This window comes from Bacillus sp. FG16, from assembly GCF_057809515.1.
In genome coordinates this window covers 1-25,752 of the sequence record NZ_JBMDKC010000003.1, presented here as the reverse complement: position 1 = coordinate 25,752, position 25,752 = coordinate 1, and the positions used below count along the sequence as shown (strand labels likewise).

At 33.5% G+C, this 25,752-nt stretch carries 29 protein-coding genes; 23 read left to right on the top strand and 6 right to left on the bottom strand.

Annotation, left to right across the window (positions count from 1 at the left end; all coding sequences use genetic code 11):
* Positions 1-206: 206 nt before the first annotated feature.
* Positions 207-842, top strand: a complete 636-nt coding sequence (locus ACODS7_RS02130; protein WP_000170028.1) for an FMN-dependent NADH-azoreductase — start codon at positions 207-209, stop codon at positions 840-842.
* A gap of 6 nt (positions 843-848) precedes the next feature.
* Positions 849-1,271: a lysophospholipid acyltransferase family protein gene (locus tag ACODS7_RS02125; RefSeq protein WP_289668369.1), complete on the top strand. Its 423-nt coding sequence runs from the start codon at positions 849-851 to the stop codon at positions 1,269-1,271.
* A 41-nt stretch (positions 1,272-1,312) separates the two neighbouring features.
* On the opposite strand, the gene trhA is transcribed toward ACODS7_RS02125, so the two are convergent.
* On the bottom strand, positions 1,313-1,969 hold the full coding sequence (gene trhA / locus ACODS7_RS02120) for a PAQR family membrane homeostasis protein TrhA (RefSeq protein ID WP_029442213.1): 657 nt from the start codon (positions 1,967-1,969) through the stop codon (positions 1,313-1,315).
* A 213-nt stretch (positions 1,970-2,182) separates the two neighbouring features.
* Here trhA and ACODS7_RS02115 point away from each other — a divergent pair, with 213 nt between their 5' ends.
* The 4 genes from ACODS7_RS02115 (at position 2,183) to ACODS7_RS02100 (ending at position 4,727) form a co-directional block, all read left to right on the top strand.
* Positions 2,183-2,368 (top strand): twin-arginine translocase TatA/TatE family subunit, encoded by a 186-nt coding sequence (locus ACODS7_RS02115; protein WP_000492442.1) that lies wholly within the window; start codon positions 2,183-2,185, stop codon positions 2,366-2,368.
* Between the two features lie 42 nt (positions 2,369-2,410).
* On the top strand, positions 2,411-3,151 hold the full coding sequence (gene tatC / locus ACODS7_RS02110) for a twin-arginine translocase subunit TatC (protein ID WP_000390119.1): 741 nt from the start codon (positions 2,411-2,413) through the stop codon (positions 3,149-3,151).
* Between the two features lie 329 nt (positions 3,152-3,480).
* Positions 3,481-3,732 carry a DUF2535 family protein gene (locus tag ACODS7_RS02105; protein ID WP_000629012.1) on the top strand — a complete coding sequence of 84 codons (252 nt, stop codon included), beginning with the start codon at positions 3,481-3,483 and terminating at the stop codon, positions 3,730-3,732.
* A 152-nt stretch (positions 3,733-3,884) separates the two neighbouring features.
* Positions 3,885-4,727 carry a DegV family protein gene (locus tag ACODS7_RS02100; protein WP_069356630.1) on the top strand — a complete coding sequence of 281 codons (843 nt, stop codon included), beginning with the start codon at positions 3,885-3,887 and terminating at the stop codon, positions 4,725-4,727.
* 330 nt (positions 4,728-5,057) lie between these two features.
* On the opposite strand, the gene ACODS7_RS02095 is transcribed toward ACODS7_RS02100, so the two are convergent.
* A complete protein-coding gene (locus tag ACODS7_RS02095) occupies positions 5,058-6,032 on the bottom strand; it encodes an MBL fold metallo-hydrolase (RefSeq protein ID WP_029442214.1) in 975 nt (324 codons plus the stop codon).
* Positions 6,033-6,367: 335 nt separating this feature from the next.
* Between ACODS7_RS02095 and ACODS7_RS02090 the strand changes: the two genes are divergently transcribed.
* Positions 6,368-6,955, top strand: a complete 588-nt coding sequence (locus ACODS7_RS02090) for an SCO family protein (protein ID WP_000833332.1) — start codon at positions 6,368-6,370, stop codon at positions 6,953-6,955.
* 36 nt (positions 6,956-6,991) lie between these two features.
* Here ACODS7_RS02090 and ACODS7_RS02085 read toward each other — a convergent pair whose 3' ends face one another.
* On the bottom strand, positions 6,992-7,459 hold the full coding sequence (locus tag ACODS7_RS02085) for an Hsp20/alpha crystallin family protein (protein ID WP_016081782.1): 468 nt from the start codon (positions 7,457-7,459) through the stop codon (positions 6,992-6,994).
* A gap of 217 nt (positions 7,460-7,676) precedes the next feature.
* Here ACODS7_RS02085 and asnB point away from each other — a divergent pair, with 217 nt between their 5' ends.
* The 10 genes from asnB to ACODS7_RS02035 all read left to right on the top strand — a co-directional run bounded on the left by asnB (position 7,677) and on the right by ACODS7_RS02035 (position 16,328).
* Positions 7,677-9,578: an asparagine synthase (glutamine-hydrolyzing) gene (asnB, locus tag ACODS7_RS02080; protein ID WP_000333826.1), complete on the top strand. Its 1,902-nt coding sequence runs from the start codon at positions 7,677-7,679 to the stop codon at positions 9,576-9,578.
* 93 nt (positions 9,579-9,671) lie between these two features.
* The gene (locus ACODS7_RS02075) at positions 9,672-10,031 is read left to right on the top strand and encodes a GNAT family N-acetyltransferase (protein ID WP_016081781.1); all 360 of its coding nucleotides are present in this window, start codon (positions 9,672-9,674) and stop codon (positions 10,029-10,031) included.
* Between the two features lie 51 nt (positions 10,032-10,082).
* Positions 10,083-10,412, top strand: coding sequence for a hypothetical protein (locus ACODS7_RS02070; RefSeq protein ID WP_029442215.1), 330 nt, complete (start codon positions 10,083-10,085; stop codon positions 10,410-10,412).
* A 102-nt stretch (positions 10,413-10,514) separates the two neighbouring features.
* Positions 10,515-11,501, top strand: coding sequence for an N-acetylmuramoyl-L-alanine amidase (locus ACODS7_RS02065; RefSeq protein WP_029442216.1), 987 nt, complete (start codon positions 10,515-10,517; stop codon positions 11,499-11,501).
* 239 nt (positions 11,502-11,740) lie between these two features.
* Positions 11,741-12,703 carry an ABC transporter substrate-binding protein gene (locus ACODS7_RS02060; RefSeq protein ID WP_029442217.1) on the top strand — a complete coding sequence of 321 codons (963 nt, stop codon included), beginning with the start codon at positions 11,741-11,743 and terminating at the stop codon, positions 12,701-12,703.
* Positions 12,704-12,829: 126 nt separating this feature from the next.
* Complete coding sequence (gene dat / locus ACODS7_RS02055; protein ID WP_243168121.1) at positions 12,830-13,705, top strand: D-amino-acid transaminase; 876 nt, start codon at positions 12,830-12,832, stop codon at positions 13,703-13,705.
* A 98-nt stretch (positions 13,706-13,803) separates the two neighbouring features.
* Complete coding sequence (locus ACODS7_RS02050; RefSeq protein WP_016081776.1) at positions 13,804-14,451, top strand: nitroreductase family protein; 648 nt, start codon at positions 13,804-13,806, stop codon at positions 14,449-14,451.
* A gap of 262 nt (positions 14,452-14,713) precedes the next feature.
* Positions 14,714-15,202 (top strand): putative periplasmic lipoprotein, encoded by a 489-nt coding sequence (locus tag ACODS7_RS02045; RefSeq protein WP_000713495.1) that lies wholly within the window; start codon positions 14,714-14,716, stop codon positions 15,200-15,202.
* Positions 15,203-15,268: 66 nt separating this feature from the next.
* On the top strand, positions 15,269-15,535 hold the full coding sequence (locus tag ACODS7_RS02040; RefSeq protein WP_179863553.1) for a hypothetical protein: 267 nt from the start codon (positions 15,269-15,271) through the stop codon (positions 15,533-15,535).
* A gap of 244 nt (positions 15,536-15,779) precedes the next feature.
* Positions 15,780-16,328, top strand: coding sequence for a cysteine hydrolase family protein (locus ACODS7_RS02035; RefSeq protein WP_000816771.1), 549 nt, complete (start codon positions 15,780-15,782; stop codon positions 16,326-16,328).
* Between the two features lie 34 nt (positions 16,329-16,362).
* On the opposite strand, the gene ACODS7_RS02030 is transcribed toward ACODS7_RS02035, so the two are convergent.
* The gene (locus ACODS7_RS02030; RefSeq protein WP_243168120.1) at positions 16,363-16,812 is read right to left on the bottom strand and encodes an NUDIX hydrolase; all 450 of its coding nucleotides are present in this window, start codon (positions 16,810-16,812) and stop codon (positions 16,363-16,365) included.
* 231 nt (positions 16,813-17,043) lie between these two features.
* On the opposite strand from ACODS7_RS02030, the gene ACODS7_RS02025 reads away from it, so the two are divergent.
* From ACODS7_RS02025 to adhP, 6 genes are all read left to right on the top strand, one after another.
* A complete protein-coding gene (locus ACODS7_RS02025; RefSeq protein WP_016081774.1) occupies positions 17,044-17,937 on the top strand; it encodes a mechanosensitive ion channel family protein in 894 nt (297 codons plus the stop codon).
* 158 nt (positions 17,938-18,095) lie between these two features.
* Complete coding sequence (gene casK, locus ACODS7_RS02020) at positions 18,096-19,214, top strand: two-component system sensor histidine kinase CasK (protein ID WP_029442220.1); 1,119 nt, start codon at positions 18,096-18,098, stop codon at positions 19,212-19,214.
* A 14-nt stretch (positions 19,215-19,228) separates the two neighbouring features.
* On the top strand, positions 19,229-19,870 hold the full coding sequence (casR, locus tag ACODS7_RS02015; RefSeq protein WP_029442221.1) for a two-component system response regulator CasR: 642 nt from the start codon (positions 19,229-19,231) through the stop codon (positions 19,868-19,870).
* A 204-nt stretch (positions 19,871-20,074) separates the two neighbouring features.
* Positions 20,075-20,929, top strand: coding sequence for a MurR/RpiR family transcriptional regulator (locus tag ACODS7_RS02010; RefSeq protein ID WP_029442222.1), 855 nt, complete (start codon positions 20,075-20,077; stop codon positions 20,927-20,929).
* Between the two features lie 153 nt (positions 20,930-21,082).
* Positions 21,083-21,946, top strand: coding sequence for a PhzF family phenazine biosynthesis protein (locus ACODS7_RS02005; protein ID WP_029442223.1), 864 nt, complete (start codon positions 21,083-21,085; stop codon positions 21,944-21,946).
* Between the two features lie 293 nt (positions 21,947-22,239).
* A complete protein-coding gene (gene adhP, locus ACODS7_RS02000) occupies positions 22,240-23,277 on the top strand; it encodes an alcohol dehydrogenase AdhP (protein WP_226605757.1) in 1,038 nt (345 codons plus the stop codon).
* A 150-nt stretch (positions 23,278-23,427) separates the two neighbouring features.
* On the opposite strand, the gene ACODS7_RS01995 is transcribed toward adhP, so the two are convergent.
* Positions 23,428-24,447 (bottom strand): ABC transporter permease, encoded by a 1,020-nt coding sequence (locus tag ACODS7_RS01995; RefSeq protein ID WP_141542566.1) that lies wholly within the window; start codon positions 24,445-24,447, stop codon positions 23,428-23,430.
* A complete protein-coding gene (locus ACODS7_RS01990; protein WP_243168119.1) occupies positions 24,444-25,346 on the bottom strand; it encodes an ABC transporter permease subunit in 903 nt (300 codons plus the stop codon). The genes ACODS7_RS01995 and ACODS7_RS01990 overlap by 4 nt, the downstream gene beginning before the upstream one ends.
* Positions 25,347-25,752 lie beyond the last annotated feature (406 nt).

The following is a 25,752-nucleotide window of genomic DNA, read 5'->3' as shown; positions in this document are numbered from 1 at the left end:
AGGTAGCCTTTTTGTATGAAAATTCTTAATATCTGTATACTAAATTTTAGAGAAACAAAATAAATCATTAACTTACGAAAAAAAAGTAGCTATTTTTTATTGACATTGATTAAAACTTTTTGTATTATACTTATATAAGGTAAGTTATTAACTTTTAAAAAACAAATCTTGAATTAAAGATAAAGAGAAAAAAGGGAGAGAATACAATGACAAAAGTACTATTTATCACAGCAAATCCAAATTCAGCAGAAGGTTCTTTCGGAATGGCAGTAGGGGAAGCTTTCATCGAGGCTTATAAAAACGAGCATCCACAAGACGAAGTTGTAACAATTGATCTATTCAATACTACTGTACCAGCAATCGATGCAGATGTATTTGCTGCTTGGGGTAAATTTGCAGCAGGTGAAGGCTTTGAAACTTTAACGGAAGCTCAACAACAAAAAGTAGCAGCAATGAACACAAACTTAGAAACATTTATGCATGCAGATCGTTATGTATTCGTAACTCCAATGTGGAACTTTAGCTATCCACCAGTAGTAAAAGCATACTTAGATAACGTAGCAATCGCAGGTAAAACATTCAAATATACTGAAAATGGTCCAGTTGGCTTATTAGAAGGTAAAAAAGCACTTCACATTCAAGCAACAGGTGGCGTATATTCTGAAGGAGCATACGCAGCTGTAGACTTCGGACGCAATCACTTAAAAACTGTATTAGGATTTGTCGGTGTAAATGATACTGATTATATTGCAGTTGAAGGTATGAATGCAAACCCTGAAAAAGCACAAGAAATTAAAGAAGCGGCAATTGCTAATGCTCGTGAATTAGCAAAACGTTTCTAATATAGAATGCTTAAAAAGTCCGAACACTTGATGTTTGGACTTTTTTTCTGGATGGAACTTATGAATTGTGTATTTATGGATCGTAGCGATCGTCGTCAATCTCTTAAAGCAATTAAAGATGGAATCGAACTATTAAAGAATGGACATTCTATCGTAATTTTCCCAGAAGGAACGAGAAGTAAAGGTGGCGAAGTTGGAGAGTTTAAGGCTGGTAGTTTCCATCTTGCAGTAAAGTCAGGTGTAGCAATTTTACCTGTAACGTTAGATGGTACATATAAGATGTTTGAAGCGAATGGAAATCGTATGAAGTCAGCTCATGCAACAGTAACAATTTCTAAGCCGATTACACCTGAAGAGTATGCGAATATGGATATTAAAGAATTAACGAAGCATACACAGGAAGTTATCGCATCACAATTACATAAGTAATAAAAAAGGTTTCAGCTTATAGTAAGCTGAAACCTTTTTTATTATGCTGTAGGTAAGACGTAAAAGAGTACACAGAAGAACATCATCGCACTACCACCTAAAACGAACAGGTGCCATATGGCATGGTTGAAAGGTAGCTTTTCCCAAAGGAAGAATATAGCTCCGACAGAATATAAAATTCCACCAGCTAAAAGCAGTGAAAAACCATGTCCAGTTAGATTTTCATAAAGTGGTTTAATGGCAACGATTATGAGCCAGCCCATAATGATGTAACATAAAGTTGATGCCTTTATAAAGCGACGTACAAAGAAGATTTTGAAGACGATACCTCCGATTGCAAGTGTCCAAATTATAGCAAGCAACGTCCATCCTAATGGGCCACGAAGTGTAATAAGTAGAAAAGGAGTATACGTGCCAGCAATCAATAAGTAAATGGCTGAATGATCTAAAATAGTAAATATTTTTTCTACTTTAGGATGATGAATGCTATGTAGCAATGTTGAAAACAAGTACAGTAAGAACATGCTTACACCATAAACAGTAAATGCGACTACAGCTGATGAGGTACCGTGCTTAGAAGCATGAATAATCAATATGATTAAGGCAGGGATGCTTAAAATGGCACCGATACCATGTGTAATTGCATTTGCAATTTCTTCTTTTACAAATTGGGTCATTCGTGTCATTTTTTCAGTCATAATGCAAATCCTTTCTACTATCATAAAATAATATGTCATTTCCCTTACCATATCATACACAAGAGCAATAGAAAATGAAATTTGTATAATTGATTATATTTTTGAATTTTTTTGACAAAAGGCAATGGATTTGTTGACGTTTTCAAACTTTTTTGACAAAATAAAATTATGTAATAGTAGGACAAGGAAACTACTAATAAAGGGGATGGGGAAATGTTTTCAAATATTGGCTTTCCAGGGTTAATTTTAATTTTAGTAGCAGTACTCATTTTATTTGGACCTAAAAAATTGCCGGAAATCGGGAAGGCTTTAGGGGAAACGTTAAAAGAGTTTAAAAAATCAACGAAAGAATTGACAGATGACGCATTTCAAGAAAAGGAAAAGAAAGAAAAACTGTAATGTATTTTCCTTGTAATGGATAAATAAAGTGTGGTGAACGAGATGGAAGATCGGGAAATGAGCGTAGTAGAACATATTGTTGAGCTTCGAAAAAGAGTAATATATACGGTGTTATCCTTTGTACTATTTTTAATTATTGGATTTACTTTTACAAAGGATATTTATTTTTGGCTTGTAAAAGATTTACCAATGAAATTAACTGTTCTCGGTCCAAGTGATGTATTGTGGATTTTTTTCTCGATTGCTACAGTATTTGCTATCGTTTGTACAATTCCTTTTGCTGCTATACAAATTTGGTTATTTGTAAAACCGGGTTTACATCCAAATGAACAAAAGATGACAATAATGTATATACCGGTATTGTCTATATTATTTATCGCAGGTTTATGTTTTGGATACTTTATTGTAATGCCGTTTCTATTTCACTTTTTAACTACGATAGGTAATGAAATGTTTAATACGATGTTTACGACAGAAAAGTATTTTCATTTTGTACTTAATTTAACAGTTCCATTTGCTGTGATTTTTGAATTGCCAGTCGTTGTAATGTTTTTAACTAGTATTGGAATACTTACGGCGGAATTTTTAATAAAAATAAGAAGGTATGCTTACGTAGCATTAATTATCATTGCATCTTGTATATCACCGCCTGACTTTTTATCTCATAGTTTAGTTGCGGTGCCGCTTATTTGTATTTATGAAGTAAGTATTGCTTTATCAAAGGTTGTAAGTAAGAGGAAAAAGAAAAGAGAAGAAATGCAGTCGAAAAGTGCCTCGTTATAAAGGCACTTTTTTATTTATTTGTTATACTATAGCTATAAACGTATACAATATATAGAAGAAAAAAATTATAGAATCTCCAAAATTTAGACAAACTTTGCGCTTTTATAAGCTTATACTAAATGTATTAAACAATTGATGGATAATGAGATTCCCGTCTCAGAGATATTTAGGACGGGAAGATGGATTAGGTGGAGATGAATAGAGTATAAATCTTCTAGCCATAAGGACTACAGAAATCATATAAGTCTGATTTTACTCCACTTTAAACAACGTCTTACAGCGCAAAGTAGAGGAAGTTCAAAAATCCAATGAAAAAGAGGATTGATATTGTGATTACGAAAAGTTTTTATTTCACTCATTCAACAGGGGATTGTATTAAAATATTCGAAATCCCTGTCCTACAGGCACAGCATCCATTATCGTTTCTAATTCAGTCTCGTCTTCAATTATTTATTGCAAAAATTCAAAAACAAAAACATCCAAGATTTTCATATTCTTTCCGTGAATATTTACAAAATTGTTTGAAGTGGAATGATTATTTAAATGTATATAAAACAAATACTCTTGAAAAAAATGCATGATATAGAGTAGAGACAGGGTTAGGAGCTCTGTCTTTTTCATTTTAGATATAAAAATATAATTAATTTGATGAAATTTCGTTCCAAATTGTTGAAAGCAGTGGGAATACTAGTATAATAACAAGGAGAGCGTATTGGAAAGGGAAGAATATAATATGCAAAAAATTAAAATTGTAACAGATTCAACGGCAGATTTATCACAAGAGGTAATCGAGAAGTATGACATTCATGTTCTACCATTATCAATCTCTGTAAATGGACAAACATATTTAGATCGCGTTGATCTACAACCAGATGAATTTATTGAAGAAATGATTAAATCAGAGGAACTACCAAAAACATCACAACCTGCAATGGGTACATTTGTAGAAATGTACGACAAGTTAGGTGAAGATGGAAGTGAAGTACTTTCCATTCATATGACAAGTGGAATGAGTGGTACTGTAGCAACTGCAAATAGTGCTGCATCAATGACCGATACAAAAGTAACAGTTGTTGATTCTCAATTTATTACACATGCTTTAGCATATCAAGTGATTGAAGCTGCAAAAATGGCAAATGAAGGACGTTCACTAGAAGAAATTTTAAAACGTGTAGATGAAGTAAGAAAGAATACTCGTTTATATGTAGTAGTAGATACATTAGAAAACTTAGTGAAGGGTGGACGTATCGGTAAAGGAAAGGCGTTTATCGGTTCGCTACTTAATATAAAGCCAATTGCTAGTCTTGAAGATGGTGTTTATAATCCTGTAACGAAAGTTCGTAGCCAAGGCCAAATTGTAAAAACATTAGCTAAGTTATTTGAGCAAGATACAGCTGGAAAAGTTGTAAAGGCTGTTGCAATTCCGCATGCGAAAGCAATTCCTTTAGCTGAAAGTATGAAAGTGGCGGTTGAAAAAGTGAGTGGGTTTGCTCAATCAGAAATTTTCTATACAACGCCTATAATTAGTACTCATACAGGTCCAGGTGCAATCGGATTTATGTATTTAGCAGAGTAATAAAAAAGCTACTTGAAAATATATTTCAAGTAGCTTTTTTATGTAAATAGAAAGTAAGAAATAAGCAGAGCTATACAGGCACTACCGCTAATGATATAGCGAGTCTGTAAATATTCATTCATAGAAAACACCCTTTATCCCGCTATTTGCGGACAGTAAAACTCCCACCTCAAAATTTAGCTGGAGCAAAGAGGTTAGGTGGCGGGCTGTCCGTAAAAGCCCGATTGGTGAAGGTTAATAATCAGTGGGGATAAAGAAACTCCCACTGATTAAAGTTTCTTTATAGGATTTTCTATATTATATGTTGGATATAGGAAATCAGTCGTTACGTTACACATGTAAAATTTCAATTTTTTCATTTACTTGCTTATCTTTTGTTGCGTTACTATAAATAAAAGTTTGGCCTAAAAAGAGTACATGCAGTTGTTCCCATGGTAACATGCGCAAATTCCAATTATTTCGAAGTCTAGTTATTGCTTCACGAGGTGTTTCATCGGCGAGTGCAAAAGCTCCGTAATGCATCGGTATAAAATGCGTAGCGTTTAAATCTAAATAAGCTTGCACAGCCTCTTCAGGTGAAACATGAGATACTTTCATAAACCATTCTGGTTCATAAGCGCCAATGGGCATAAGAGCAATATCAATTAAAAAGCGTTCACCAATTTCTTTGAAACCTTGGAAATAGCCACTGTCACCACAAAAATATATGGTTTCCATAGTTGTTTCATTATCAATAATCCATCCGCCCCAGTGAGACGTATTCATATCAAATAAGAATCTTCTCGTCCAGTGCTGAGCAGGTACGAAGTGAAAAGAAACTTCGTTAATTTTCGTACTTTCCCACCATTTATACTCTTCTACATGTTTAAATTTCTTACGAGTAAATAATTGTTTTAATCCAATAGGTACAAGATATAGAACATCATCATTCAACTGACGAAGAGTTGAAAAATCTAAATGATCATAATGACCATGTGAAATAAGGACAATATCAATTTTAGGTAGTGCTTCTATAGAGAGTCCAGGTTCTGTAAGTCTTGGAACTAGCTTTAATTTATTGGCCCATACTGGATCTGTTAATATATTAAGTCCATTCGTTTGGATTAGAAAAGTAGAATGCCCAATCCATGTGACAGTCGTTTTTTCAACATTACTTTGCAAAAATGCACTTTGTTTAACGGGTGATTGTTCTACTAAGAAAGAAAAATCTTTTTTGTTTTGCTTTCGCTCTTTACGCCAGCGTAAAAAAGAGCGAATTGATTTTTTTGTACTAACATTATCCATATTTTCATAGCGCTTTGCCATGAACATCACCTCATTTAAAATCGTTGTATTTGTATTGTACCGAAATGTTGTTAAGGAATACAGTGTAAAACATGGATTAATGTTTAAGGAATTGTTAAAAAATAGGGAGAGATATTTACAAAAGTAACAATAAAATTAGTTTTATCACTTCGATTTATAGAAATAATAGTAAAAAAATATATTTTGTCTAGTAATTCGCTTGAAATAAAGAAGTAACATACGTAAATTCGTACGATTTCGTGAACAAATGTAGTAAACAATTTTCTCGTAGTGTTAACTTTTGTTATTATAAACATAACCTATTTAAATTTAGGATAGAGAAAAGAGGTTTATAAATGAAGCGTTATCAAAAAATAATTGGTCTTATGGTTGTATTTTGTCTCTTTGTACTTGCTGGATGTAGTGAATCAGGTTCAAAGCTTCGTAAACCATTAAATTGGGATTTAGAAACTTTCCAATTTACAAATCAAGATGGAAAGCAATTTGGTACAAAAGATTTAAAAGGGAAAGTTTGGGTTGCAGATTTTATGTTCACAAATTGTCAAACAGTTTGTCCACCAATGACTGCAAATATGGCCAAGCTGCAAAAGATGGCAAAAGAAGAGAAGATAGACGTTCAGTTTGTTTCATTTAGTGTAGATCCAGACCTTGATAAACCAGAAAATCTGAAAGCTTTTATTCAAAAGTTTACAGAGGATACTAGTAACTGGAATTTATTAACGGGATATTCGTTAGAAGATATTACAAAGTTTTCAAAAGATAATTTCCAATCACTTGTGGATAAGCCGGAGAACGGTCAGGTCATGCATGGTACATCATTTTATTTAATTGATCAAAACGGAAAAGTAATGAAAAAGTATAGTGGCATTAGTAATACGCCATACGAAGACATTATACGTGATATGAAGCGATTAGTGGATTAAAAATAAGGGTGCATAGCACCCTTATTTTTTTTTGCATTAGTCTATGGATAAAATGTCATGTTGCTGGGGAAGTTTCGGCGCCCGAATTTCTAATACGCCGTTTTGATAAGAAGCTTTCGCTGCTTTTTTATTAATTGAATACGGCAACTTAATCAATCTTGATGCTTCTGAAATGGAACGTTCTCGGCGATAATAGTTATGGGATGTTTGTTCTTCTTCTTCCTCTTCGAGTATCTCTTCTTTTACAGAGACTTTTAAGTATTCACTTTGTATTTCAATTTGGATTTGTTCTTTTTGTATACCTGGTAGTTCAGCTGTAACGACGAGTTCTTCACCAACTTCATATAAATCTACAGGGAATGTTAATAAACGGTTTCCTTTTTGGAAAAAATGATTTAAATCAGCGATTACATTGCGAAGAGGTGTTTGCTCGAAGAAATCATCAATTTGCTTTAAGTAATTACGAACCGGTGGGCGAGAAGAATCTTTTTTTTCTTCACTCATGGTATTCCCTCCTAGAAATCAATTTGCAATATCATATGACAAAAGCGGAGAAAGGTGAGTGTCTAGTTTTCATGTTTTCATAAAAAATTGTTAAAAATGTGAAATGGAGTGATTTTTTTATAGTTTTTGGTCGCCATATTCAGTTGATTATGCTAGTATAAATAGGGTTGATATAGTAGTATAGAAACAGAATGAAAACCGAAAGAGGGTAAGAAGTATGTGTGGTTTTGTAGGATGTTTATGTGAAAACCCTAGAGAGTTTTCAGAAACAGAAAAACATCAATTTGAAAATATGAACACGATGATTTTCCACCGTGGTCCAGATGACGAAGGATATTTTCGTGATGAACATGTACAATTTGGCTTCCGCCGTTTAAGCATCATTGACTTAGAGGCAGGACATCAGCCGCTAACTTATGAAAATGATCGATATGTAATTATTTTTAATGGTGAAATTTACAACTATGTAGAATTACGTGAAATGTTACTTGAAAAAGGTGCAACGTTTGCAACACAATCTGATACAGAAGTTATCATTGCATTGTATGCACATATGAAAGAAAAATGTGTAGACTATCTTCGTGGTATGTTTGCATTTATGATTTGGGATCGTGAAGAGAAGAAACTTTTCGGTGCACGTGATCACTTCGGTATTAAACCTTTATACGTCGCACAACAAGGTGATACTACATTCTTCGCATCTGAGAAGAAAAGTATTATGCATGTGATGGAAGATAAAGGAGTTAATCCAACGTCACTACAACATTACTTTACGTACCAATATGGTCCAGAGCCAGAAACATTAACAATTGATGTTAATAAAATTGAGCCTGGTCATTATTTCGTAAAAGAAATCGGTAAAGAGATGGAAATCCATCGCTACTGGAAACCTTATTTCAACGCTTCAAGCGCAACGAAAGAGGAGCATATCCAAGCAATTCGTGATGTGTTATACGATTCAGTAAAAGTGCATATGCGCAGTGATGTACCAGTAGGTTCATTCTTATCTGGTGGTATCGATTCATCTATTATCGCTTCTATCGCAAGAGAAATGAATCCAAACCTTTTAACATTCTCTATTGGTTTTGAGCAACGTGGTTTCAGTGAAGTTGATGTTGCCAAAGAAACTGCAGAGAAATTAGGCGTTAAAAACCATAACGTATTCATTTCAGCGAAAGAGTTTATGGATGAGTTCCCAAAAATCATTTGGCATATGGATGATCCTTTAGCAGATCCAGCAGCTGTACCATTGTACTTCGTTGCAAAAGAAGCACGTAAGCATGTAACAGTTGTTCTTTCAGGTGAAGGTGCAGACGAGCTATTTGGTGGTTATAACATTTATCGTGAGCCAAACTCACTAAAAATGTTCTCTTACATTCCTAGCCCAGGTAAGAGCGTTCTAAAAGCATTAAGTGGTGCTCTTAAAGAAGGATTTAAAGGTAAGAGCTTCCTAGAGCGTGGATGTACGCCAATTGAAGAGCGTTACTATGGAAACGCGAAAATCTTCCGTGAAGAAGAGAAAGTTGAATTAATGAAGTATTACAATGAAAGTGTTAACTATATGGATATCACGAAACCATTGTATAACGAGATTAAAGATTATGATGATGTAAGCAAAATGCAGTACATTGACATGTTCACATGGTTACGCGGTGACATTTTATTAAAAGCTGATAAAATGACAATGGCAAACTCATTAGAACTTCGTGTACCGTTCTTAGATAAAGAAGTATTCGATGTTGCATCTAAAATTCCAACTGAATTTAAGATTGCTAACGGAACTACGAAAGCTATTTTACGTGAAGCCGCACGCGGAATCGTTCCAGATCACGTATTAGATCGTAAAAAACTTGGATTCCCAGTACCAATTCGTCACTGGTTAAAAGATGAAATGCATGATTGGGCTATCAATATTATAAACGAGAGTAAAACAGAGCATTTAATCGACAAACAGTATGTATTAAACTTACTGGAAGCACATTGTGCAGATAAAGGCGATTATAGCCGTAAAATTTGGACTGTACTTGCGTTTATGGTATGGCACCAAATTTATGTTGAGCATAAATACGATACGAATAAGTTCCATGAAGAAACAAAACGTGCGTATAGCTTAGTTTAATTAGAAAAACCTTAAGATCGCATACGGTCTTAAGGTTTTTTTCATAAATAGGAAGTATTATTGATACAATAATAGTAAAAGGATGGACAACATATGATTACGTTTGAGAAAGTTTCTGTAGAAAATGAAAGCGTTGTTAAAGAAATGTTTAAATCGCATAGTTTAGGTGAGAAAAAGGTACAGTACTGTGTGAAAGTTGATGATACATATATTGGTGTAATAGATTATAGTGTTCAAGAGGAACGAGCTGTTTTATCACAGCTAATTATTCATTTTGATTACCAAGGTTACGGTTATGGTACAAATACGTATTTTACATTTGAAGAAATGATGAAACAAAGAAATGTGAAAGAAATAAAAGTGCTACAAGAGGGATTAACAGAAAAGGCGAAGTCTTTCATAGAGAGTTTTGGCTTTACTTCAGAAGATGAAGCGTATGTGAAGAAAATATAACGATGATTATTTATGTAATACAATAAATATAAGGCAGGTGGATGTATGACGATGACTGCTGGTCTTGTCTTAATTGGAGGGTGCTTTATAGTAGCAGAACTATGTCATATAATCATTCGAAAAAGAATGATTAAGAAAAGAAAGCCGTATGAATTACAATACGTCCCTGTCTTTTTCATTATATTTTGTATGCTTAGTACATTACAAAATATAATGAACTTTCCACCACTTGTGAATGTTTTTTTAAAGTTTGGTTTACTTTATAGTGGTGTTGGAATAGCACTTTTATTTATTTTATTTTGCATACGTTATATTCACTATCAATCGTATATATTTATTTTAAATTGGTTAAAGCAAGATGATAGAAACCGCCTTACATAAGGCGGTTTTTTAATTTGCGATTGTAACAGAACTTGTACATTTCACATAAAATAGGACGAGTAGCAATGCTAACATATTACAAGAAAGAGGCGGGGTAGTAAAATGAAACTTGTTATAGACGCAGGGCACGGTGGATATGATTCTGGTGCTGTTGGTAATGGCTTAGTAGAAAAAAACTTAACACTTCAAATTGCTAGACGCGTTCGAGACATTTTAACGGTAAATTACCCAATTACAATTAAAATGACACGTGATAGTGACGTGTTTATTTCTTTATCGGAACGTGCTAATATTGCTAATGCTTTTGGTGCGGATTATTTTATTTCATTTCATATTAATAGCGGCGGGGGTACAGGTTTTGAAAGCTATATTTATAATGCGTTATCCAACAGCAGCACTGCATATGCAAAGCAACAAAAGATGCATACAGCAGTAAATCCTGTATTAACAAAATACGGTCTTCGTGATCGAGGAGCAAAAAAAGAAAATTATGCGGTATTAAGAGAAACCGCAATGGATGCAATTTTAACAGAGACTGCCTTTATTGATACAACGTTTGATGCAAATTTATTAAAAAATCCACAATTTATTGAAGATCTAAGTCAAGCGTATGCAAATGGAATAGCAGCTATTTTTGGAGTAGCTCCAAATCCACAACCACCTAACCCACAACCGACACCTCAAACGAAGGGAATCGCTTATATCCTTGGGAAAAATGTAAATTTAAGAAATGGTCCATCAACTTCTTCCTCAGTTATTCGTCAATTAAATTCTCCAGAATCTTACGTTGTATATCAGGAAAGTAACGGATGGTTAGATTTGGGGAATGGACAATGGGTGTATAATGATCCTTCTTACATTAATTTTGTAAAGACAAGCAATAGTGATGGAAGTCCGATTGGGGTTGCATATATACAAGGGATGAATGTAAATTTAAGAAGTGGTCCATCAACTACATCTGCAGTTATCCGTCAATTAAATCCTCCAGAATCTTATTTAGTATATATAAATGAAAATAGTTGGTTAAACCTTGGTGGAAATCAGTGGGTATATAATGATCCATCTTATATTAAATATACTCAATATTAGGAATTAAAACGATAATACAATATGGATGCGTATCTTTGTTATGTATAACTCAGATACGCATTGTAATAACAACATAAATTTTTATACTTATACACAATGTTTTGAAAAGAAACATTAGAAAAGCGGATAGAATCGAAATGGTATATATTAAAAAAGTTTTCTGATATACATTGACAATGTATGTAGTATACATTAATCTTTAATTGTTAATGATAATCGATTTCATCTAGGGAGGACATATGATACATACTAAAAAACTAATTATGTTCTGCATTATGATACTCATGGTTGTAATTGCAGGATGTAGTAAAGAAGAGAAAAAAGAAAATGATATATCAGTGAAAGCAAAAGATTCATATACAGTAAAGCATGCAATGGGCGAAACGACAGTAAATGGTACACCTAAAAAAGTTGTTGTTTTAACAAATGAAGGTGCAGAGGCTCTCCTAGCTGTGGGTGTAACGCCAGTGGGGACTACGAAACCACGTGCTGGTGATGAATGGTATCCTCATGTAGCGAAAGAGTTGAAAAATACGGAAGTTGTAGGAACTGAACGTGATATTAATTTAGAAGCAGTAATGAAGCTTAAGCCAGATTTAATTATCGGAAATAAAATGCGTCACGAAAAAATATATGATCAGCTAAAAGAAATCGCACCAACTGTTTATGCAGAAACATTACGCGGTGATTGGAAAGAAAACTTTACGCTTTATACAAAAGCTGTAAATAAAGAAAAAGAAGGGCAAAAAGCTCTTGATGATTATAAAAAACGTATTGAAGGAATGAAAGAGAAGTTAGGCGATAAATTGAATTCTAAAGTTTCTATTATTCGTTTCGTGCCAGGTGATGTTCGTATTTATCAAAAAAACTCATTCTCGGGAGTTGTTTTAAATGATATTGGATTTAAACGACCACCATTACAAGATAAAGATGATTTTGCGATAAAAGGAATTACAAAAGAGCAAATTCTAAATATGGACGGAGACTACTTATTCTATTTCACGTCTGATAAAGATGCAGATAAGAATAATGAAGGAAATTCGTTAGCAAAGGAATGGACAGAAGATCCACTCTTTAAGCAACTTCAGGCTTCTAAAAATAATAAAGTATTCCAAGTAGATGAGGTAATCTGGAATACAGCAGGCGGTATTAAAGCTGCGAACCTTATGTTAGATGACATTGAAAAATATTTCCTTAAATAAATGATTAAATACATCACTTTTACGAAGTGATGTATTTTTTGTTTGTGAAAATACAGAAAATTCCTTCTTTCAGGGTGACATAAGTTGTACAATAAAATCAATCATGTGATAAAGGAGTGGGGAAGAATGAAAGCTACTCACAAAGATTGGATCTTGTTTAATGGAAGAATGATTAATACGAAGGAAGAACAGCCGATGGTCGCATTAGAAGAGCGTGGTTTCCAATTTGGTGATGGTATTTATGAAGTATTTAGACTATACGATGGAAAGCCTCATTTATTAGATTTACATTTGGAACGATTCTTTAACTCTATGGCAGAAATAAAACTAATTCCACCATTTACGAAGGAAGAATTAGTGGAAGAGTTACATCAAATGATTGAAAAAAATCAATTTCAAGAAGATGGGAATGTATATTTACAAATATCAAGAGGTGCACAACCACGCAATCATGTATATGAATCAGATATACAACCGACATATTTTGCAAATCTTGTTTCGTTCCCAAGACCAGTGGCTTCAATGGAGGCAGGGATTAAGGTAACAGTAGAAGAGGACATTAGGTGGAAGTTTTGCCATATAAAATCTTTAAATTTGCTTCCTAATATTATGATCAAAAATAAAATAAATGAACAAGGGTATCAAGAAGCAATATTAGTACGGGATGGCATTGTGACTGAAGGGTGTCATTCCAATTTCTTTATCGTGAAAAATAATAAGTTAATTACACATCCAGCGGATCATTTAATTTTACATGGTATTACACGTCACTACGCGATTACATTAGCGAAAGAGTTACATATCGAAGTAGAAGAACGAGAGTTTTCATTACAAGAAGTATATGAAGCTGATGAGTGCTTCTTTACAGCGACGCCACTTGAAATATTCCCAGTCGTTCAAATTGGTGATGAACAGTTTGGAGCTGGTGAAAGAGGACCAATTACGAAAAAATTACAAGTTGCATATGAAGAGAGTATTCGTTTGTTTAAAGTGACAAATTAATCATGAAGAAAAAAGCTGGTATTCTTCCGGCTTTTTTTCATGATATAATTCAAGCGTAGGACAAGTTTTGAAAACGCTGTAAAAAGGGGATTTAATATATGAATTATGAAGATTTTAAAGAAGTAATTCACGGAAGACGAAGTGTTAGAAAGTTTACAGATCAAGAAGTATCTATTAATGATATAAAAGAAATAATTGATTGTGCTCGTTACGCACCGAGTGATACGAATTCACAAACGTGGGAATTCTTGGTTATTATGAATCGAGAGAAGATTAAAGAAATTGAACAAATGACATGGGGTGCATTACATAAACTTGCGACAAAAGCAGCAGAAAATGGAGAAGAGAAAGCAGGGAAATTACTTACACGTTCTTTCGGACCATATGCGACAGCTTTCTCTGAGGCACCAGTATTAATCGTATGTTTGGCAACACCATATGAATCAAAGTTTCGTGAAAAGATATTTGATCCAATTGCTTTTGTTCCAGATTCAGTCTGGGAAGAAGAAGGGATTAAGAGTAGCTGTTTAGCTGCACAAAACTTAATGTTAGCTGCACATGCAAAGGGACTTGGTACTTGTCCAATGACAGGGCCAGTATTGTTAGCTCAAGATGAACTGCGCCAATATTTACAAATTGAGCCTGAAAAACAAATAAATATGGTTATTTCACTCGGATTTCCGAAAGATAAGCCAAAAAAGCTTCCAAGAAAAGAAGTAGAAGAAATCACAACATTTGTTTTTTAAAGTGCTACATAGAAAAGACATTGGACATATCAATGTCTTTTTATTTTTGAGCGGGTATTATATCGATTTGTTGGGCTAAAATGATAAATAAGAAGGAATTACTATTTATTTCATAAAAAAAATTAATGTTCTATTAAGGAAAGTATGATACATTAATCGTGAGCAAGCTTCTATATGTTCATAAAAGTTTTAAATGTTGTCTTAAAATTTAAAAGTTATTTTTGTATAATAAATTATAATCAAATGACAGGGGGGATGGATTTTGAAAAAATTCATAATCACTGGATTGTCTGTATTGTTATTAGTAGGTTGCGGTGCTCCACAGGAAAAAGAGGACGCGCAATCAAAACAGGAAGAACAAGTTGTAAATGCAAGTGATGAAAATATGGTTGTATTTCCTGAAGGTGCAATGTCAATTGGAGAAGGGAAAGTAAAAGTTATTACTCCAGATGGTACTTCTGAAAATGGAAATATACCGACTGTATTCATCAAAAAGGATACTTTAATTCAGCAAGTTGAATTAGAACTTTCTAATTTTCAAAGTGATAAAGAAACATTCATATTTGTAGATCAAATGTATACAGATAGACATCAAGTAACTAGTACAACGCAGACAACAGTACAATTAAAAGAAAAGACGCTAGAAACAGGTAGTCATACAATTACTGCAGTTCAGTATGAAAATAATGATCCGAAAGGAAAAGTTATTAGTTTTAATCAAGCGACGTTTGAAACAAAACCAGCGTCTTAATATGAATAAAAAGTACATTACTCAAAAAGTAATGTGCTTTTTTTGTTTGGAATAGAGTGTGCAAGAGTGACTAACTTGTTTCGTTTTCTAATACGATTAAATAGGAAGAAATCACTTGTTACAACTATGACAGAGAAAGAGGTTGAATATGTGAATCGGTGTATTCGGATCATTTTAATTAGTTTAATGATGGCAGTAATTTGGTTTACGATACAAGAGTTGATTCAAATTACGCTTAATTATCAAATTCATGACTTGGTAATAGGAACTATTTGTTTTACCATTGTGTATCTATTATATCCCGCATTAATGGGCAGTAAGACCTCGCCTTAAAACTCGGGGTATATGTGAGGAGATTAGGTTGGAGATCAACTGTCCGATTGGTTTAACTAATAATCATTGGAGATGAACAAACTCTCGAATGATTAAAGTTTCACTTTATGATAAACTCGAATTAAGGTAAGTTTTACAAGAAAAATGTAGGTATTTCATTTGAAATGTCGAATAGTACATACGATGTCGTAATAACAAATTTTCTATTGTTTACTGTGAAACAGAAGAAGGAGAGATAGTAGTTATGAAACGAGCTCTTATTAATATTGATTATACATATGATTTTGTAGCGGAAAAAGGTGCTTTAACTTGCGGAAAACCAGGCCAAGAAATTGAGAAGGAAATTGTACATATAACGACGCAATATATTGAAAATGGAGATTACGTTGTCTTTGCGATTGATAAACATGAAAAAAATGATGTATATCATCCAGAATCAAAATTATTCCCACCCCATAATATAGCTGGTACAAGTGGAAGAGATTTGTTTGGGGAATTACAAGATGTATACGAAACATATAAAAATGCTGAAAATGTATATTACATGGATAAAACACGATATAGTGCATTTGCAGGAACCGACTTAGAAATGAAGTTAAGAGAAAGAGGAATAGAAGAAGTTCATCTTGTAGGTGTTTGTACTGATATTTGTGTTCTTCACACAGCAGTAGACGCTTATAATAAAGGATTTAAAATTGTTGTTTATGAAAAGGCAGTTGCATCTTTTAATGCGCAAGGGCATGAATTTGCACTTGGACATTTTAAATCTTGTTTACATGCAGAAGTGAAATGAAAAAGAGGCCTTTAAAAAGGTCTCTTTTTTGCGTTTAAACTGAGACGATATTTTGCTCAACTAATTTTTTTATGAATGGGCTAATATTTTGTGGTAGCTCATTTAAATTAAAAAATTGTACATGTAATGATTCGACTCCATCAGCTTTTAGCAAGCCACCTGTAATATCTTTGCAAAGGTAAGCGATTGTTATAGGGTAAAATTCATCTCCGTTCGGTAATTTCATAAAAAATTCTTTACCTGAAAATACAGTTGCTAGCTGAAGTGTACCAATTTCAATTCCTGTTTCTTCAAGTACTTCTCGTCTTCCAGCTTCTTCTATAGATTCACCAAGTTCCACAAAACCTCCTGGAACGCCCCACATGCCATTTCGCCTTTGTTGTAGTAGTATTTGTCCTTGTTCATTGAAAACAGCTACCGCAACGCCTGCTAAATTAAGCGGTCTTGATCCAACAACTTCTCTTAGTTCTTCAATATATCCCATTGCTTGTAACCTCCGTGAGTAATAATATTTTCAAATGAACTATTCGATATTATGTAAATGTTTTCCTTTTATTAGGGTGGGTAGTGTAGTCTTAAAGTAAAGTCATAAAAAAATTCAATTGCTAGCTCCCTTTAGGTTATGAAAAAGGGTATATTTATAGAAGAATGTCTAATGAATTTTAAAAATATAGCAGCTTTGTATAGAATTTTTATTAGTTAAGGAAGTGGATGAATGAGCTTATTAACGTATACTGAAGAATTTTTTAATTATGTAAGGGAGTTTTTACTTTTAAGATTTTTACTATTTGCTTTAGTTTTAATCATCATTTCATTTGTAATAAATCGTATTATTGATTGGTTTTTTAGGAAATCCAGCTTTTTTGATGAAGAGGTAGAGCAGACGATTCAAAGTGTAATTCGATCTATTTTTAGATATATCATTATCATCAGTCTTATCATATATTTAATTAGCCAATTTGTAGATATAAAAAGTATTATTGCAGGTGCAGGGATAGCTGGAGTTGTCATCGGTTTTGCAGCACAACAGATGCTAAAAGATGTTATATTAGGCTTTGCAAGATTAGCGGACAAAGAGTTTCGAGTTGGTGATTTTGTAACTTTTAACGGAACAAATTCAGGAACTATTGAAGAGATTAGTATTCGTTTTATGCAAATACGTGAATGGTCAGGAAAACTACTTACCATCCCGCACGGAGAGATTAGAACGATACAAAATTTTAATAAAGGATGGATGCGTGTAATTGAACGCATCACGGTAAGTTATCAGGAAGATCCAACAAGAGTGAAGGAATTGTTAGAAGAAGTATGTGTTATATGCAATGAAAAATTGGATCAAACTCTTTATAGAGTAGAGGATGACGCTGTTGAACCATTTAAATACGTCGGTGTTACAGACTTAAATCCTAACCTGAAATATGTTGGCTATGAATTTTGTATTACAGGTTTAATAAAGCCAGAAGATTATTTTGAAACTTCTAGACAAGTAAGATTTGAATTAATGTCTATGTTTCATAAGAATCAAGTGCAAATGCCAGCAGCGAATATGGTTGTTACTACTGAAAGTTTACAGCATATCCATGGTGGACAATCTTTATCGGACAGCTAAAGTAGGATCGTTTGTTAACAAAAATTTTGCTTCCAACATTGGATAGAATAACAATAATAAAATGATTGATATAAAGAAAGGGCTGAAGGGATTCGGTTCTTTTTTTATTTATAGAATTTAGAAATTTCTTAATGTTATAATTGTAGTTGGTGATGAGAATGAACTTTGAAGAAAAAGAGATGCATCGTTTAGAAGCATTAAAAGAAATTGCTGAATTATTAAATGAAGCAACAAACTTACAGGATATGTTAGAAAAAGTATTGCATACATTGTTACAAGTTATGAATTTACAAACAGGGTGGATCTTCTTTATTGATGAAAGTGGAAAGCACCGTATGCTTGTAGACGAAAATTTACCACCAGCTCTTACGTGGCAAGAGAAGAAGCCGATGTGTGAAGGGGACTGTTGGTGTGTAGAACGTTTTGTGAATGGGAGATTGGAAAAAGCGACTAATATTATTGAATGTAAGCGAATAGAAGATGCAATTGAATGTAATTGGGGAGAGACAGAAGATGTTACACATCATGCGACAATTCCACTTAGGTCTGGATCAGAAAAATTTGGTCTACTAAATGTGGCTGCACCTCATAAGACTCATTTTTCAGAGGAAGAGTTAGCGTTATTAGAATCAATTGCATTTCAAATTGGAACGACAATACAACGTATTCAATTAGTTGAGAAAGAACGTAAATATGTAGTGGTAGCGGAAAGAAATCGACTTGCACGTGATTTACATGATTCAGTAAAACAATTGCTATTTTCTATTATGCTAACAGCGAAAGGTACTCTGAATATGACGCAAGATAGAGAATTGCAAGAGATGTTAAGTTATATTGGGGAATTATCACAAGAAGCATTACAAGAGATGACTCTATTAATTTGGCAATTAAGACCTGAAGGATTAGAGAAAGGGTTAGCAGAAGCAATTCAAAATTACGGGAAGTTATTAGGAGTTCAAGTGGAAGTTCGAATTGATGGGATGGTTTCAATTGGGGATGAAATAGAAGAAGTTTTATGGCGTATTAGCCAAGAGGCGCTACATAATTGTAAAAAGCATGCTTCGTGTGAAAAGGTACATGTTCTTTTGAAAATAGAAAATAACCAGTTACATTTTTACATAGAAGATAATGGAATAGGATTTATACAAGAGCAAGTAAGGGAGTCAGCACTTGGCCTGAAAAGTATGAAGGAACGTATTCAGTTAATGAAGGGATCGTTTCAAATTATAACAGAGCTGAGAAAGGGAACAAAAATAGAAATTCAATTGCCGATTTGAAGGGGAGAATAAGATTGAAGATTAAATTGCTACTAGTTGAGGATCATCATATTGTTCGAAGAGGACTTGTATTCTTTTTGAAAACGAGAGAAGAATTTGAAATTATTGGGGAAGCGGAAAATGGCGAAGAGGCATTACATTTCGTGCAAAAAGAAAGACCGGATGTCGTACTAATGGATGTATCGATGCCGAAAATGGATGGAATTGAGGCAACAAAACGTCTAAAGCAATACGATGAGACGATAAAGGTACTTATATTAAGTAGTTTTTCAGAGCAAGATTATGTTATACCAGCACTTGAAGCTGGAGCAGATGGTTATCAATTAAAAGAAGTACAACCTGAGCAACTTGTGGCTTCTATTATTGCAGTACATCAAGGAAATGCGAATTTTCACCCGAAAGTAACACCTGCATTAATGGGGCGTTCTGCAGTAAAGAAGGAAATGGAAAATCCTTTTTCAATGTTAACGAAAAGAGAGCAAGAGGTACTTCGCGAAATTGCGAAAGGAAGAAGCAATAAGGAGATTGCAGCAGAACTTCATATTACAGAACAAACTGTGAAAACACACGTTTCAAATGTTTTAGCTAAATTGGAAGTGGATGATCGTACGCAAGCCGCATTATACGCAGTGAAACATGGGGAGAATTATTCATAAGTATGAATAATTCTGTTATATCGTATGACAGAATACATAGGAGCGATTAAAATTTATAGTAATCCCTAATATAGGTTTTTCTTCTTTCAATAATTAGGTACAATAAAGTGAAACTCTAATCAGTGGGGGATCATCCCCACTGATTATTAGTTAAACTAATCGGTTTTTACAGGATAAAGCTACGATGGAAGAGGAGGATATGCTATGCCTGGTACAAGAAGTGGGATTGGAAAGATTCAGGCTTCGTTAAATGGTTTATCACCGAAATTGCGAAGTATTGCCGAACATATTTTGAAACATCCACAAGATGTTGTACATAAATCTATTACAGAATTAGCTGAAGTTACGAATAGTTCCGAAGCTACGATATTCCGCTTATGTAAACACCTTGGTTTGCAAGGTTTTCAAGATTTAAAGATTACATTAGCTCGTGAAATTGTACATACACCGATGCAAAATATTCATGAAGAGGTATCAGCAGAAGATAGTATGGTAACTGTTGCTAAAAAAGTTTTTCATTCGCATATTACAGGACTGCAAGATACTTTACATTTGCTAAATGAAACAGCACTTGAGCAGGCTGTACGAGCCTTGCAAGAAGCAAGTCGAATTGAGTTTTATGGAAATGGTGGCTCTGGTATTATTGCGATGGATGCGTATCATAAGTTTATGAGAACGGGTGTTTCTTGTATCGCTCATACTGATTCACATTTTCAAATTATGGGAGCAGGTTTACTCTCGGGAAATTCAGTTGTTATTGGCATTTCTCATTCTGGTAGCAATAAAGGATTACTTGAAGCGTTAGAAGTAGCGAAAGCAAGAGGGGCCAAAATTATTGCGATTACGAGCTATAAGAAATCAGCATTAAGTCAACTTGCTGATATAACGTTATATACATCAACACGTGAGACTGAATTCCGCACAGAAGCAAGTTCATCACGATTAGCACAGTTAAGTTTATTAGATACTTTGTATGTAGGGGTGTCGCTGCAGCGACAAGAGGAAACTCTAAAAAATTTACAAAGTATACGTGAAACGATTTCGATGAAGCGAATATAAAAAAGCTCTTCAAATGAAGAGCTTTCAGACTGTAGACCAATTATTTTTGGAGAGTTCAAATGCTAAAAATAGTTTGTCTCTTATTTTATGGATAATTTATCCAATGTTATTTATATGTAGTGCTTTCTATACTATAAGTGAGGAAGGTGTCTTATGAAAATATCCGTTTATGTTGCAAGTGCATTTAGCAAGGATCATAAAGGCGGAAATAAAGCAGGAGTGGTATTTATTGAGAATACAAATACATTGACCACTACTCAAAAAATGACAATAGCCAAACAATTGGGTTATGCGGAAACCGCATTTATATCAGAATCTGAAATTGCTGATTATAAATTTGAGTATTTTACACCAAAAGAAGAAGTTGATTTATGTGGTCATGCCACAATTGGCTCTTTCGCGATACTGATGCATTTAAATAAACTTTTCAGGAATCGCTATACGATTGAAACGAACAGTGGTGTTCTTACTATTACCATAAAAGATGACATCATATTCATGGAACAAAATAAACCGATATTCTATGATGTTGTATCTCCAAACGAGTTCATCGACTGTTTTGACATTAAAGATATAGACAATAAATACCCAATTCAAATTGTCTCCACGGGCTTAAAAGATATTTTAATTCCTATAAAAAGCGAAACACAATTACATGCACTGCAACCTAATTTTGAAAAAATTAAAGAAATCAGCAAGTATTATAATGTTGTCGGGATGCATCTATATACTTTTAATGACAATCGAATTATATGCAGAAATTTTGCTCCACTATACGACATTAATGAAGAAGCAGCGACTGGAACTTCAAACGGTGCATTAGCTTGCTACCTTTATGAACAGCACTATTTGCAAAAAGAAGTCTATGTATTTGAACAAGGTTATTCTTTACACTCGCCTTCCGAAATATTAGTTAAATTAGCAACCAATAGCAAGAATAAAATAGAAAAAGTTTATGTTGGCGGCAAAGGCTATTACTGTGAAACTAAGTGTTTAAATGTAGAAAATGTTGAGTGAAGAGCTTTTTTATCGATGAGAAGTTTGTTAATTTATTTTCTTTTAGAAATGTATGACTTACTTATAAGCAGTGATAAACTCTCATTTTTTAAAATCTAAAATAAAAACCGATTTATGTAATAATTCAAATATTGTTCATAATTTCACAATTTGTTTATGAAGTATCATGTTATGATGAACATGTAATGATGATTGAACACTTAAATTTGGTACGGTAACTAGCCAAAGTAGTGGGGAAAGTAGTTGTGAGATAAACTCATTAAAACGCTAAAACACTAAAGGGGAGATCACATATGAAAGCAGTAGTGGTTAATAAAAACAGCAAAGCAAACATCGAAGTGATTGAAAAAGAATTACGTCCGTTACGCTCAGGTGAAGCGTTAGTAGATGTAGAGTATTGTGGAGTTTGCCACACTGATTTACACGTTGCGAATCATGATTTTGGTAACACTGATGGCCGTATTCTTGGTCATGAGGGTGTAGGTATTGTTACGAAAATAGCTGATGATGTTACTTCACTAAAGATAGGTGACCGTGTAAGTATCGCATGGATGTTCCAATCTTGTGGACGTTGTGAATATTGCGTAACTGGTAGAGAAACATTTTGCCGTGAAGTTAAAAACGCAGGTTATTCAGTAGATGGTGGTATGGCTGAACAATGTATCGTTACAGCTGATTATGCGGTAAAAGTACCAGAAGGATTAGATCCTGCTCAAGCATCATCAATTACATGTGCTGGTGTAACTACATATAAAGCTATTAAAGTATCAGATATTAAACCTGGTCAACCTATTGTAATCTATGGCTGCGGTGGATTAGGTAACTTAGCTATCCAATATGCCAAAAATGTATTTGGTGCAAAGGTAATCGCAGTAGACATTAATGACGACAAATTAGCCTTAGCAAAAGAAGTTGGTGCTGATATGATTATCAATCCAATTTCTCAAGGTCCTGCTGATAAAATTGTTCAAGAGGAGCTTGGTGGCGCTTATGCTGCTGTAGTAACAGCAGTCTCTAAAGTAGCCTTTAACTCAGCAGTTGATGCAGTACGTGCTTGCGGTAAAGTAGTTGCAGTAGGGCTACCAGTAGAAACTATGGATTTAAACATTCCGCGACTTGTACTAGATGGAATTGAAGTAGTTGGTTCTCTAGTTGGTACTCGTAAGGACTTAGAAGAGGCGTTTATGTTCGGGGCAGAAGGAAAAGTAGTGCCGGTTGTTCAAACCTGTTCTCTAGATAAAGTACAAAATGTATTCGAAGAAATGGAACAAGGTAGAATTCAAGGGCGTATGGTAATTGATTTTAAACAGCATAGTTGCGATTGCAAATAATTCACTTTAAATATAAAAAGCATGAGTCTAGCGAAGGACATGTAAAAAAGTTAGACGGCATAAAAAGATGATCCCTGTATTTAATAGGGATCATCTTCTTTATATTCTACTAATATCAATGCCAATTAATATTTGATTAATGAAAAATGATTAAAGGTTCACTTTATTTGCAAACGAAAAAGAATCTTTATGTTTAACAAATTTTTTATGATTTGGAACGGTTTGAATTGCTACAACTTGCGAATCTCTTGCTTTCAGTGCATCTTGAATCCCGATTGTCATAAGCTTAATAAATAGAATCGTAATAAAGAATGAAACGAGAGTATAAAAAATAATCCACCATGAAAGATTCATTTCATAACGATTTAATCCAATAAGGCCTGCCCAATCATTAGATAGAGAAACAGGTTTGAGCACTCCGTCATAGAGTTCACGCATTTGTATCCCGCCAATTACAATGTCAAGCAACGCCAAATGGATAACGAGTATGAGTGCTTGGACGATATGTTCCATAAATACCACAAATAAGCGATCAAGTAATAAGACTCGTAAGTGTTTTTTGATAATATGAAAACGGCTAGCACCCAGTAATTGTGAACTTAAAATGTAATCTTGTTTCATAAATTCATCGACTTCTGAGGATATATATAAAGAAAGTGTAGGCAGAGCCACGAAAATAAGTACGAGTACTTGATAAAACGCAAATGAAATATTTGGGTCTAATCTATCAGCATTTGATACGATTACAATATTAACGGGCGTGATGAGTATAAATGCGATAAATAAAGTTGGAATATAATAAAAAACTTCTGAGCATGATTGGAAAAATTTCTTGAATTTTGGAGCATATAAACTTAAGAGGATTCCTATACATGTTCCGAATAAAATTCGAAAGAAGCTAATTGCCACGGCTAATAAAATGGTGAATTTTGCTCCTTCTACAATTTGTAAGAAAACAGACTCTCCAAAACGATCAGATCCAAAAGGCGGCATTAACGATGGTGGAAAGGGGGCCTTTCCAAGTAATTCGTTATTGTCATTGTAAAGTAACTGAGGAGGTTTTGGGATGTTATCTTTAAAGAACCAACTATAAATAAAACTAGCTGAAACAAGTATGAATAGATAAGTAAAGCCGATTAAAAAGCGTTTTGATTTCCAAATAGATTTCATAATGATACTCCTTTCAATTGCTTTTTCCATCTATTCATCATAAAAGAGATTATTTGGAAAGTAGCATAAAATGGTAAAATAATCATGACAAGTATGATAAATGCAGCTGGAGGTGAAACAAACGCCTTTTTAAATAAAAATTGAATAATGCCTTCCATATTAAAAACAAATTCTAAAATGAATAAGTTAGAAAGTAAGAAAACGAAAATCGTTTTTAAATGATGGAAGAAATGGATAGATATATTTTTGAATAAATGAATGCATAGTATATAACTTGATGAAAGGCCTTTTCCATATGCAACCTCTACGTAATGTTTTCCTTCTTCTTCTTTTATGTATAACACCATCATCCGAAACATTTGTAATGTAGGTAAGACAGCTAATGATAAAATAGGGAGTAAATAAGCTCGATTTTCATTAAAAGAAATAATAGTGACAGGAGATTCCCCGAATTTCTGAAGTACCCATATGAAAAATATTTGCAAACAAATTATCATCATCATATCAGGGACAGCTTCTAATATGAACACAATTCGGTTTATCCATTTTTTTATATAATCTTTTGCTAAAAAATAAAAAAATGCCATGCTAGATGATAGAAAGAGAGCAAGAAAAAAGGCTAAAAATAATATAGTAAATGAATATAGGTAAGGTTCTAAAACAGTTGGAAATAATGGTGTTTTTTTGAAATGGCCAAACTTCGGGTCTGATCCTATAATCACTAATGATTCAGGGGAGAAGACCTGTTTTAACATGGTAACGATCTGATTAAAAAAATAAATTGGTTGAAAGGTAAACCCTTGTTGAGTGATAAATAAATAAGGTAAATTTAATAATAGTAAGAGTGATAAAAGAATTGATGAAAGCTTAATTGTGAATTGAGATATTTTATTTAACATTAAATCCCTCCGACATCTTTTTTACAACATTATACAATAAATTCTATATTATTGTTTTATTTTTCTGAAAAATAAAAATACTATTAAATTTTATAGTATGCAAGATATATTTACAAGATAAAAAAGTGATAGTGGGGGGGCCGCGCTCTATGTTTATCAAGATAAAAGGACTAGTGAATCTAAAATAATAAACAAGAGCAAAATGCACAGAATTCTTATTCTGCGGATAGTTACTTTTCTTGGCTTGATGGTGATGTTACGTGATCCCTAAAAATGAATATTGCTTCTCAACGCTTTTTCATGCAAATGAGTAGAACGTATGGAGGACTATGTATGTGTTGTTAATGAGAGTGTAAATGTCAAGATGATCATGTACATTTTCACTTGTTTAAGCATGTACAAATTT

Excerpts from the sequence above, each read along its gene's own strand:
- asnB (WP_000333826.1), top strand. The coding sequence starts at position 7,677 with ATGTGTGGTTTTGTAGGATGTTTATGTGAAAACCCTAGAGAGTTTTCA.
- tatC (WP_000390119.1), top strand. The coding sequence starts at position 2,411 with ATGGAAGATCGGGAAATGAGCGTAGTAGAACATATTGTTGAGCTTCGA.
- ACODS7_RS02075 (WP_016081781.1), top strand. The coding sequence starts at position 9,672 with ATGATTACGTTTGAGAAAGTTTCTGTAGAAAATGAAAGCGTTGTTAAA.
- adhP (WP_226605757.1), top strand. The coding sequence starts at position 22,240 with ATGAAAGCAGTAGTGGTTAATAAAAACAGCAAAGCAAACATCGAAGTG.
- ACODS7_RS02095 (WP_029442214.1), bottom strand. The coding sequence starts at position 6,032 with ATGGCAAAGCGCTATGAAAATATGGATAATGTTAGTACAAAAAAATCA.
- casK (WP_029442220.1), top strand. The coding sequence starts at position 18,096 with ATGAACTTTGAAGAAAAAGAGATGCATCGTTTAGAAGCATTAAAAGAA.
- dat (WP_243168121.1), top strand. The coding sequence starts at position 12,830 with ATGAAAGCTACTCACAAAGATTGGATCTTGTTTAATGGAAGAATGATT.
- ACODS7_RS02010 (WP_029442222.1), top strand. The coding sequence starts at position 20,075 with ATGCCTGGTACAAGAAGTGGGATTGGAAAGATTCAGGCTTCGTTAAAT.
- ACODS7_RS02065 (WP_029442216.1), top strand. The coding sequence starts at position 10,515 with ATGAAACTTGTTATAGACGCAGGGCACGGTGGATATGATTCTGGTGCT.
- ACODS7_RS02005 (WP_029442223.1), top strand. The coding sequence starts at position 21,083 with ATGAAAATATCCGTTTATGTTGCAAGTGCATTTAGCAAGGATCATAAA.
- ACODS7_RS02130 (WP_000170028.1), top strand. The coding sequence starts at position 207 with ATGACAAAAGTACTATTTATCACAGCAAATCCAAATTCAGCAGAAGGT.
- ACODS7_RS02070 (WP_029442215.1), top strand. The coding sequence starts at position 10,083 with ATGACTGCTGGTCTTGTCTTAATTGGAGGGTGCTTTATAGTAGCAGAA.
- ACODS7_RS02100 (WP_069356630.1), top strand. The coding sequence starts at position 3,885 with ATGCAAAAAATTAAAATTGTAACAGATTCAACGGCAGATTTATCACAA.
- ACODS7_RS02050 (WP_016081776.1), top strand. The coding sequence starts at position 13,804 with ATGAATTATGAAGATTTTAAAGAAGTAATTCACGGAAGACGAAGTGTT.
- ACODS7_RS02125 (WP_289668369.1), top strand. The coding sequence starts at position 849 with ATGCTTAAAAAGTCCGAACACTTGATGTTTGGACTTTTTTTCTGGATG.
- ACODS7_RS02090 (WP_000833332.1), top strand. The coding sequence starts at position 6,368 with ATGAAGCGTTATCAAAAAATAATTGGTCTTATGGTTGTATTTTGTCTC.
- trhA (WP_029442213.1), bottom strand. The coding sequence starts at position 1,969 with ATGACTGAAAAAATGACACGAATGACCCAATTTGTAAAAGAAGAAATT.
- ACODS7_RS02060 (WP_029442217.1), top strand. The coding sequence starts at position 11,741 with ATGATACATACTAAAAAACTAATTATGTTCTGCATTATGATACTCATG.
- ACODS7_RS01995 (WP_141542566.1), bottom strand. The coding sequence starts at position 24,447 with ATGAAATCTATTTGGAAATCAAAACGCTTTTTAATCGGCTTTACTTAT.
- ACODS7_RS02035 (WP_000816771.1), top strand. The coding sequence starts at position 15,780 with ATGAAACGAGCTCTTATTAATATTGATTATACATATGATTTTGTAGCG.
- ACODS7_RS02085 (WP_016081782.1), bottom strand. The coding sequence starts at position 7,459 with ATGAGTGAAGAAAAAAAAGATTCTTCTCGCCCACCGGTTCGTAATTAC.
- ACODS7_RS02030 (WP_243168120.1), bottom strand. The coding sequence starts at position 16,812 with ATGGGATATATTGAAGAACTAAGAGAAGTTGTTGGATCAAGACCGCTT.
- ACODS7_RS02115 (WP_000492442.1), top strand. The coding sequence starts at position 2,183 with ATGTTTTCAAATATTGGCTTTCCAGGGTTAATTTTAATTTTAGTAGCA.
- ACODS7_RS01990 (WP_243168119.1), bottom strand. The coding sequence starts at position 25,346 with ATGTTAAATAAAATATCTCAATTCACAATTAAGCTTTCATCAATTCTT.
- ACODS7_RS02025 (WP_016081774.1), top strand. The coding sequence starts at position 17,044 with ATGAGCTTATTAACGTATACTGAAGAATTTTTTAATTATGTAAGGGAG.